The organism is Acutalibacter sp., from assembly GCF_056800975.1.
The window spans coordinates 1-7975 of the sequence record NZ_JBQISV010000092.1 but is presented as its reverse complement, the minus strand read 5'-3'; the positions used below and the strand labels follow the sequence as shown (position 1 = coordinate 7975).

Sequence of the window (7975 nt, the reverse complement as noted above, 5' to 3'; positions counted from 1 at the left end):
CTTAATCCAAGGGGAAAACCTGGCCTGGCCTGCTCACGTCCATCAGCAAGGGCGCGTATTTTTTGTAGTTGGGGTCTGACTTGAACAGGGACACCACGGAGTGGTCGCCCCACATGTGCATGGGGAATACATGCTTCACATGCTCCGGCCCCACCGTCTCAAAGAAATACCGCATTCCCAGGTCAAAATCCGCCTCCTGCCGGGGGTCCAGGGGCACAAAGGCCGCGTCCAGCTCAATGCCGGAAAGGGCGGTGAGTTCCTGGCGGTAGAGTTCAGTCATCTGGTCGTTCTGAAGCCGGGGCGCGCCGTCCCACACCCAGCAATTTAGGTCTCCGGCGTGGTAGAGGCGTTTGTCCTCGCACTCCACCAGAAAGGCCACGCCCTGGTCCGTGGAGCGGAGAGTGCCCACCTTCAGCCCGTCCACCTCATAGCTGTGCCGGGGGGCCACAAAGAGAGTGTTCTCCCGGAGAGCCTCGGGCACCCGGCTCTCCCAGATGTCGTTTGACAGGAGGAAGCGCACCTGACGGCCCTGCTGGGCGGTTTTTTCAAACACAGCGGGGGAGAAGTGGTCTCCGTGGCAGTGGCTGGCAAACACATACAGGGGCTTTTCGCTTGGGGGAATATCCCCCTCATACCAGTCGAACAGGAGGCAGGTGTGTTCCAGCTCCACATGGTAGCAGCTATGGAGAATATAGGTAACCTTCATAAAAACATCTTCCTTTTTTTAATCCGCCTTTTTGGTGGTGCAGGGCGCGAGGTCCTACCACGATGCTGATAGGTTGCCCAATTTTTTAATCTGCCTTTTTGGTAGTGTAGGGCGCGGGGTCCTACCACGATGCTGATACGCTGCCCGTTTTTTAGTCCGCCTTTTTGGTGGTGCAGGGCGCGAGGTTCTACCACGATGCTGATAGGTTGCCCGCCTTTGGAGGCAGCGTTGGCAGTGACGTGAAGAGCGTGGGTGCGCGTCTTGAAAGGCTAGCGGCAAGCGCTCATAACAAACTGCGGCTATGAACCTGTCCTTGCGCAGGCCATGGCGCTCCGCGAATTGCCTGCGGGGCGTCCGTCACGAATAGGGTCCGGCATTACGGTGATTACCAGCCCAAGGACTTCAGATACTCCCGGCTCATGGTGACAGCCTCCATGGGGGTGCGGCCGATAGACTGGTCCTGCTCCACCACCACCCACTGGGCGCCGGCGTCGATGGAGGCCTCGAGAATGGCGGGGAAGTTCTGCATGCCGCTGCCTACAGGCCGGAACTCAAAGGTGCCGTGGCTCTCCTGCTCCTCCACATCAGTGCCAATGAGCTGGTACATGTTGGCAGGCTTGCCCTCCTTGTGGAAGTCCTTCAGGTGCACCACAGGGGAGCGGTTGGTGTATTTGCGGATGTAGGCGGCAGGGTCCTCGCCAGCCACATTCACCCAGCAGGTGTCGATCTCGGTCTGCAGCAGGTCGGCGGGAATGGTGTCGTAAATGTAGTCCAGGGCATAGCGGCCGTCGGACATTTTGGCAAACTCAAAGTCGTGGTTGTGGTACAGGGTCTGAATGCCGTGGGTCTTGCAGACCTTGGCAATCTCCTCAAACAGCTTTACATTGCCCTCAAACTTCTCTCCGCCGGGGCGGTCCTCCTCCATGAGATAGGGGATGGCAATGAACTTGACGCCAATCTCCTCATACTGGCTGACAACGCCCTCCATGTCTGCAACCAGCTCCTGAAAGGGCACATGGGCGGAGACCGCCACCAGGCCGGCCTCCGCAATGGCGGCTTTAATCTGGGCAGGGCTCAGGCCGTAAAGCCCGGCCAGCTCGACCCCGTCATAGCCGATTTCCTTAAGCTTTTTCATGGCGCCGGCAAAGTCGCTGGCAGCGTCATCGCGCACAGAATAGACCTGCACGGCTACGGGCAAAGTTTTCATAGAAATGACCTCCTGAATGTTTGATGTAGACAAAGCTTTCTTCCTCCATTTTGCCATAAAAAACCCAAAAGGTCAAGATACCAGTTGAAAAATCCCCGGTTCTTTGGTAGAATAACAGAGTACAGACGCTTTCCGGCAGAGGAGGCCTTTGCCGTCCCGGTACTGGAAAGCGCGGAAAGAGGGAGCTGACCATAATGAAACGCAACCTGAGATTTACCCTTGCCCTGCTGGCTGCCAAGCTGTCGGTGTTTTGCCTGCGGCTGATTGGCCGCAAGGGCACCAACTTGCCCGGCGGCATCGCGATTTTTCTTTGTAAGGACTTTCTGGGCCGTATGCCCCGGCCTGAGACCATTGTGGGCATTACCGGCACCAACGGCAAAACCACAGTGGCCAATATGGTGGAGGACGTTCTGGAGCGCCTGGGCTATGACTTTGTGTGCAACCGCACCGGCTCCAATGTGGACACGGGAGTGGCCTCGGCGTTGATTGCCAGCTCTACCCTGTGGGGCAAGCCGAAAAAGCGGCTGGCGGTGTTTGAGCTGGACGAGCGCAGCGCAAACCTCACCATGTCCTACATCAAGCCGGACCTGCTGCTGGTGACCAATATTTTCCGGGACTCTTACAAGCGCAACGCCCACCCGGAGTTTATTGTGGACATTCTCAACCGCTTTGTGCCGGACAGCACCCGCCTGGTGCTGAATGCCGACGATTTGATGTGCGCCTCTCTCAAGCCCGGCAGCGTTCGGAGCTATTTCTCTATTGACCCTCAGCCGGAGGAGGAGCCCTCGGGGGAGAATATTGTGCAGGACGTGCGGGCCTGTCCCAAGTGCGGGGCTTTGCTGGAATGGGAGACCCGGCGGTATCACCACATTGGCCGGGCCCGCTGCCCCCAGTGCGGGCTCTCCTCTCCCCAGGGAGAGTGCCGGGCCGCTGAGGTGGGCGAGAGGGACATGCTGGTGGAAATGGGCGGGGAGGCGGTGCGGCTGCCTCTGTCTAACCGCAGCATGATCAACGTGTACAACAGTCTGGCGGCGGCGGCATTGCTTTACGCCTTTGGCCTTGCGCCGGAGAAAATCGCCGGCGCTATGGCCCACACCGCCATCAGCGCCAGCCGCTACCTGGAGGAGGAGGTCAACAGCCGCAAGGTCATCCTCCACCTGGCCAAGGGTCAGAACCCGGTGGCCTGCTCCCGGGCCTTTCAAAACATCCGGGATTACCCGGGAAAAAAAGCGGCCATTCTGTTTTTGGACGACTATTTTGACGCCATGCACACTGTGGAGAATATCTCTTGGCTGTATGACGCGGACTTTGAGTTTTTGGCGGACGATTCTGTCACCCAGGTGGTGGCGGCAGGAGCCCGGCACTGGGATGTGTACCTGCGGCTGCTGATGGCCGGGGCCAAGGAGGAGCGTCTGGCCCACCTGCCGGAGACTGAGGAGGCGGCGGGAGCCCTGCGGCTGGGAGAGGCGGACGCGGTGTTTATTTTGTACGATGTGTATACCATTGGCTTGGCCAACCGGGTGAAGGAGCAGGTCAAGGAGCTTATGAAAAAAGAAGGGAGCCGGGGATGAGCATGACCATTGAGGCGTTGTTTCCTGAGAAGTGCAATCTGTTCGGGGACCTGTTCAATGTGAAGTATCTGCAAAAATGCCTGCCGGATGCCCGGCGGGCGGACACCCCCCTGACAGGGGAGCCTGTGTTTGCAGGCCAGAGGGTGGACCTGGTCTACTTGGGTCCTATGAGCGAGCGCACCCAGGAGCAGGTGATTGCCAAGCTGCGCCCCTACCGGGAGCGGCTGGACCAGCTGATTGAGGAGGGCGCGGCATTTTTGCTGACCGGCAACGCGGTGGAGGTGTTCGGCCGCTGGATTGAGCGGGAGAATGGAGAGCGGCTGCAGGGCCTGGGGCTGTTGCCCCTTACTGCTAAGCAGGACATGATGCACCGGCACAACAGCGTGTTTTTGGGCCAGTGGCAGGGGCAGGAGGTCATTGGGTTCAAAAGCCAGTTCACTATGGCTTGGCCGGAGGAGGGAGCCCAGGGGCTGTTCTCTGTTACAAAAGGCGTGGGGCTGAACAAGACCTGCGGCTTTGAGGGGCTGCGGCAGGGGAATCTGTTTGCTACCTACCTGCTGGGCCCGGTGCTGCCCCTGAACCCCTGCTTTGCCAAAAGCCTGCTGGGCGCTATGGGAGCGCCTGAGGCAGAGCTGGCCTTTGCTCCGGCGGCAGAGGCGGCTTATGCCCAGCGGGTGAAGGATTTTCACGAGAAGATTGGATGAGAGGCACGAAAAAACAGGAAAAGGACCGGCATTATACCGCGTCCTTTTCCTGTTTTGGGGAGGAGTTGTAATGAAATTGCGGCTTAGCCGCAGACTTGTAATCGTTTGATTTGGATGTACTCTTGTATATTCTTATTTTACACCATAATTAGGCAAAAAGTCAATCACATTAACGAAATTTGTCGAAATGTACATTATTCTTACAAATTTTCGAGTGCAATTACACAATATATTGGATTGTCACCCTGTAAATGGGGCATGGAAAGGAAGCTGTTATGTCAGGCGATTCACTCAGGAAAAACCAGATCATTGAGCTGGGCTTTACCGGCATGACCGCTGAGGGCTCGGCGGTGGGCCGCTATGAGGGAGAGGCGGTGTTTGTGCCCCTGGGGGCTCCTGGGGACCGGGCTCGGGTGCGGGTGGTAAAGGCTGCCAGGTCTCATGCCTTTGGCCGCCTGGAGGAACTGCTGGACCCGGCGCCCTGCCGGGTGGAGCCGGACTGTCCGGTCTACGCCCAGTGCGGGGGGTGCTGCTTCCGGCACATAAGCTATGAGGCGGAGCTGGCCGCAAAGGCGCAGCGGGTGAGGGACGCCCTGGAGCGGGTGGGGGGCTTTTCCGGCTTGAAAATGCGGGAGATTCTCCCCGCCCCCAGTCGGGAGGGCTACCGGAACAAGGCGTTGCTGCCCATTGGCCGGAGTGCGGACGGCCAGCCTATGCTGGGGTTTTACGCCAGGCATTCCCACCGCATTGTGCCCTGCGCCAGCTGCCGTCTGCACCCGCCGGAGTTCACCCTGGCGGCGGAGGCGGTTCTCCGGTGGATCAAGGAGTCGGGGGAGAGTATTTATGACGAGAGCGCCCACACGGGGCGGCTGCGGCGGCTCTATTTGCGCAAGGCAGAGGCCACCGGTCAGGTGATGGTCTGCCTGGTGGTGAAGGGCGGAGCCCCCCGCTGTCAGCAGGAGCTGGTGGAGGCTTTGCGCCGTCAGGTGCCGGGGCTGGCGGGCGTGGCGCTCAACTTTAACAACGACAGGACCAACGTGGCCCTGGGGCCTCGCTGCCGCACGCTGTGGGGGCAGGGCTTGATCCGCGACCGGCTCTGCGGGCTGGAATTTGACGTATCGCCTCTGTCCTTTTATCAGGTGAACCGCACCCAGGCCGAGCGGCTGTATGGCATTGCGGCGGACTATGCCGGGCTGAAGGGCAGCGGCCTGCTGCTGGACCTGTACTGCGGCACAGGGACCATTGGGCTCTCTATGGCCAGGCAGGCGGAGCGGTTGATTGGGGTGGAGGTGGTGCCCCAGGCGGTGGAGGATGCCCGGGAGAACGCCCGGCGCAACCACATAGAAAACGCGGAATTTCTCTGCGGCGACGCGGCCCAGGCCAGTCAGGAGCTGGCCCGCCGGGGGCTGCGGCCCACGGTGATTACCCTGGACCCGCCCCGAAAGGGCTGCAGCCCGGAGCTGATTGAGACCGCCGCAGCCATGGCCCCCCAGCGTATTGTGTACATTTCCTGCGACCCCGCCACCCTGGCCAGGGATTTGAAGCACTTTGCTCAGGCTGGCTATGTTCCTCAGGAGGCTGCGCCGGTGGATATGTTCCCGGGGACGGGGCATGTGGAGACGTGCGTATTGTTGTCCAAACTCAAGGTGGGGCAGTATATTGAGGTTGACCTGGACTTGGGGGAGCTGGATTTGACCGCCGCTGAGAGCAAGGCTAGTTATGAGGAGATTAAGACGTATGTGCTGGAGAAATTCGGCTTGAAGGTGTCATCCTTGTATATCTCCCAGGTCAAGAGGAAGTTCGGGATGGAGGTCGGGGACAGCTTTAATCAGCCGAAGTCTGAAAATGCGAAGGTTCCCACCTGCCCGCTGGAGAAGGAAAAAGCGATTGTGGCGGCGTTGGAGCATTTTCAGATGATATGAGGGAGAAATGAGATGAAGATACTTCTTTCTTGCGGGTTCAATATGGACACCGGATTTGTCGAGTTAAAATACGCTGATGGCAGCATGATCTCTATTGACTGTGTCGCCGTAGAAGATGAGTTTGCAAGAAATATGTACCAACAGTCGGAGCTGGACTATCTGATTTACAATGACCCGGTTGGATATGCTGATTTGATTCTCAATGGGAATCCGGAGGAATATTTGAGAAATGTGACGGACTATGTAGCTTTGGGCTAATGGAAGGTCATCCTCATTAGCACTATTAGGTGTCAGTGAGGATGAATTTATATATAGTATTATGCGTATATTGCAATGGGAATAACAATAACAGCAGGACCATAAATCTTAGTATTAAGTGTCGGTAAATTAAATTGTTTGGAATCTTCATTTTGGAAAGCTGAAAGCACTTCGGACAAGATATCGTCTGATAGAATTGACAATGTGGTTTTTCTAAATAAATCAATATTTTCTGAATCATCTTTGCAAATTGCAATGACTTTTCCGAGAACCTTGAATCGTCCACCTAATATTTCAGAAATATTATCATTTGATAGATATTTCTCTTGAGCCGAAAGCACTATGGTACCTTTATTATCAGACAAAATGAAATCTACAGTGCCGCTATGCTTCAATTCACCAGCAAATGATTCAAGCTGTTTTAACAAAGCCTGCTCCTGCTGTTTCTTCTGCTTGGCCTGCGTTTTATTTCCTAATTCGGGTTCTGTGGAAAAAATATCAGCCATTCGGAAAACATCAACAAACTTGTCCATATATTCAATTAGAGGATTTTTTTCCAGTTCTCCTTCAACCTCAACAAAGTCTCCTATGCTTATTTTTTTAATATCAAAGTCCGGCTTTAGAATTTTTTCTTTCACCAAAAATGTCCTAAATTTTGATAAAAGTGATACGTTTGTATGAACTTTCTCCTTTACTGTATTCTCACTTTCGCCCTTTCTCCCTGTGTGAGAAAATTCTCCGGAGAGATCAATCTTGAAAAGTTTGCTCCATATGGTGGCGGATGTAGATACTCCTCCTCCACCGCTTTCATTGTTTTCACTTTCTTTGTGCTCAGTATAATTTACTTGGCTTACAGTTGAAAATCCATTTTCCATGATTGCGAGCATATCCAGTACTATTTTTTCGTTGATATATACTGGAATTAGTAATTTCTCTTGCGTAATTTCATTATCCATATGCTTCTCCTTTCGATTTTACCGAAGACAGTTTATCACACATCAATTTACGTTCTCAATGCAATCCTCGATACTCTGTTTTATCCCCTTTTTCACTGCCACATCGCACAGAATCCCGCAATAATCCTGCTGCAAGCTGGCAATCGCGGCTTCTTCCATTGTACGGTTCTGTCCAGACTGCGGCGAGAACAATGGATTAGAGCGCATGGTGTCAGCAATATTCAGCATTACATCAATCATGGGGTACTTTTGCCGAAGTTCTTGGTCGAGGTGGTCTGAGGCAGATACGCCCCCATAGGAATATACATTTGCTTTCGCCTGTCCTATTCGCTCCAGATCACGGAGAATGTCCGCACAATCGTGGGCCTCCTTCATAATCTCCAATGTTTCCGTAAAAAGGCCGTCATAAAAAGTTATCATTACTGCACCTCATTTCAGCTGCTCACACAGCGGCAGCAGTTCCTCCAGTTTGGCAACGATGCGCTTTTGCTCGGCGAGGGGTGGGAGGGGAAATGCAAAATGCTTTAATTTTCCGCATTTATGTTTGACTGACCAATTGCATCGCTTCTTACTGCTTGACAATAGGTCCAGTAATACTGCGTTTGCATGACAAAATTCAGATAATCGCTGTTCAAAAGCATAGGGGTAATC

General features: G+C 54.8%; 9 protein-coding genes. 4 read left to right on the top strand and 5 right to left on the bottom strand.

Features of this window, described 5'->3' with window-relative positions; genetic code table 11:
* Window position 1 precedes the first annotated feature (1 nt).
* Window positions 2-706, bottom strand: a complete 705-nt coding sequence (locus ACTO5E_RS09130) for an MBL fold metallo-hydrolase (RefSeq protein ID WP_482303121.1) — start codon at window positions 704-706, stop codon at window positions 2-4.
* A gap of 385 nt (window positions 707-1091) precedes the next feature.
* Entirely contained in the window at window positions 1092-1913 is an 822-nt protein-coding gene (locus tag ACTO5E_RS09125) for a sugar phosphate isomerase/epimerase family protein (RefSeq protein WP_482303119.1), read from the bottom strand.
* A 194-nt stretch (window positions 1914-2107) separates the two neighbouring features.
* Between ACTO5E_RS09125 and ACTO5E_RS09120 the strand changes: the two genes are divergently transcribed.
* The 4 genes from ACTO5E_RS09120 (at window position 2108) to ACTO5E_RS09105 (ending at window position 6368) form a co-directional block, all read left to right on the top strand.
* Window positions 2108-3484, top strand: a complete 1377-nt coding sequence (locus ACTO5E_RS09120) for a DUF1727 domain-containing protein (RefSeq protein WP_482303118.1) — start codon at window positions 2108-2110, stop codon at window positions 3482-3484.
* Entirely contained in the window at window positions 3481-4188 is a 708-nt protein-coding gene (locus ACTO5E_RS09115; protein WP_482303116.1) for a hypothetical protein, read from the top strand. The genes ACTO5E_RS09120 and ACTO5E_RS09115 overlap by 4 nt, the downstream gene beginning before the upstream one ends.
* A 275-nt stretch (window positions 4189-4463) precedes the next feature.
* Window positions 4464-6110, top strand: coding sequence for a 23S rRNA (uracil(1939)-C(5))-methyltransferase RlmD (gene rlmD / locus ACTO5E_RS09110; RefSeq protein WP_482303115.1), 1647 nt, complete (start codon window positions 4464-4466; stop codon window positions 6108-6110).
* 12 nt (window positions 6111-6122) lie between these two features.
* A complete protein-coding gene (locus ACTO5E_RS09105) occupies window positions 6123-6368 on the top strand; it encodes a DUF6061 family protein (protein WP_482303113.1) in 246 nt (81 codons plus the stop codon).
* A gap of 59 nt (window positions 6369-6427) precedes the next feature.
* Here ACTO5E_RS09105 and ACTO5E_RS09100 read toward each other — a convergent pair whose 3' ends face one another.
* From ACTO5E_RS09100 to ACTO5E_RS09090, 3 genes are all read right to left on the bottom strand, one after another.
* Window positions 6428-7324, bottom strand: a complete 897-nt coding sequence (locus ACTO5E_RS09100; protein WP_482303112.1) for a DUF6414 family protein — start codon at window positions 7322-7324, stop codon at window positions 6428-6430.
* A gap of 42 nt (window positions 7325-7366) precedes the next feature.
* Window positions 7367-7744, bottom strand: coding sequence for a hypothetical protein (locus ACTO5E_RS09095; protein WP_482303111.1), 378 nt, complete (start codon window positions 7742-7744; stop codon window positions 7367-7369).
* A gap of 9 nt (window positions 7745-7753) precedes the next feature.
* Window positions 7754-7975: hypothetical protein (locus ACTO5E_RS09090; RefSeq protein ID WP_482303109.1), on the bottom strand; the 222-nt coding region annotated here is incomplete at its 5' end.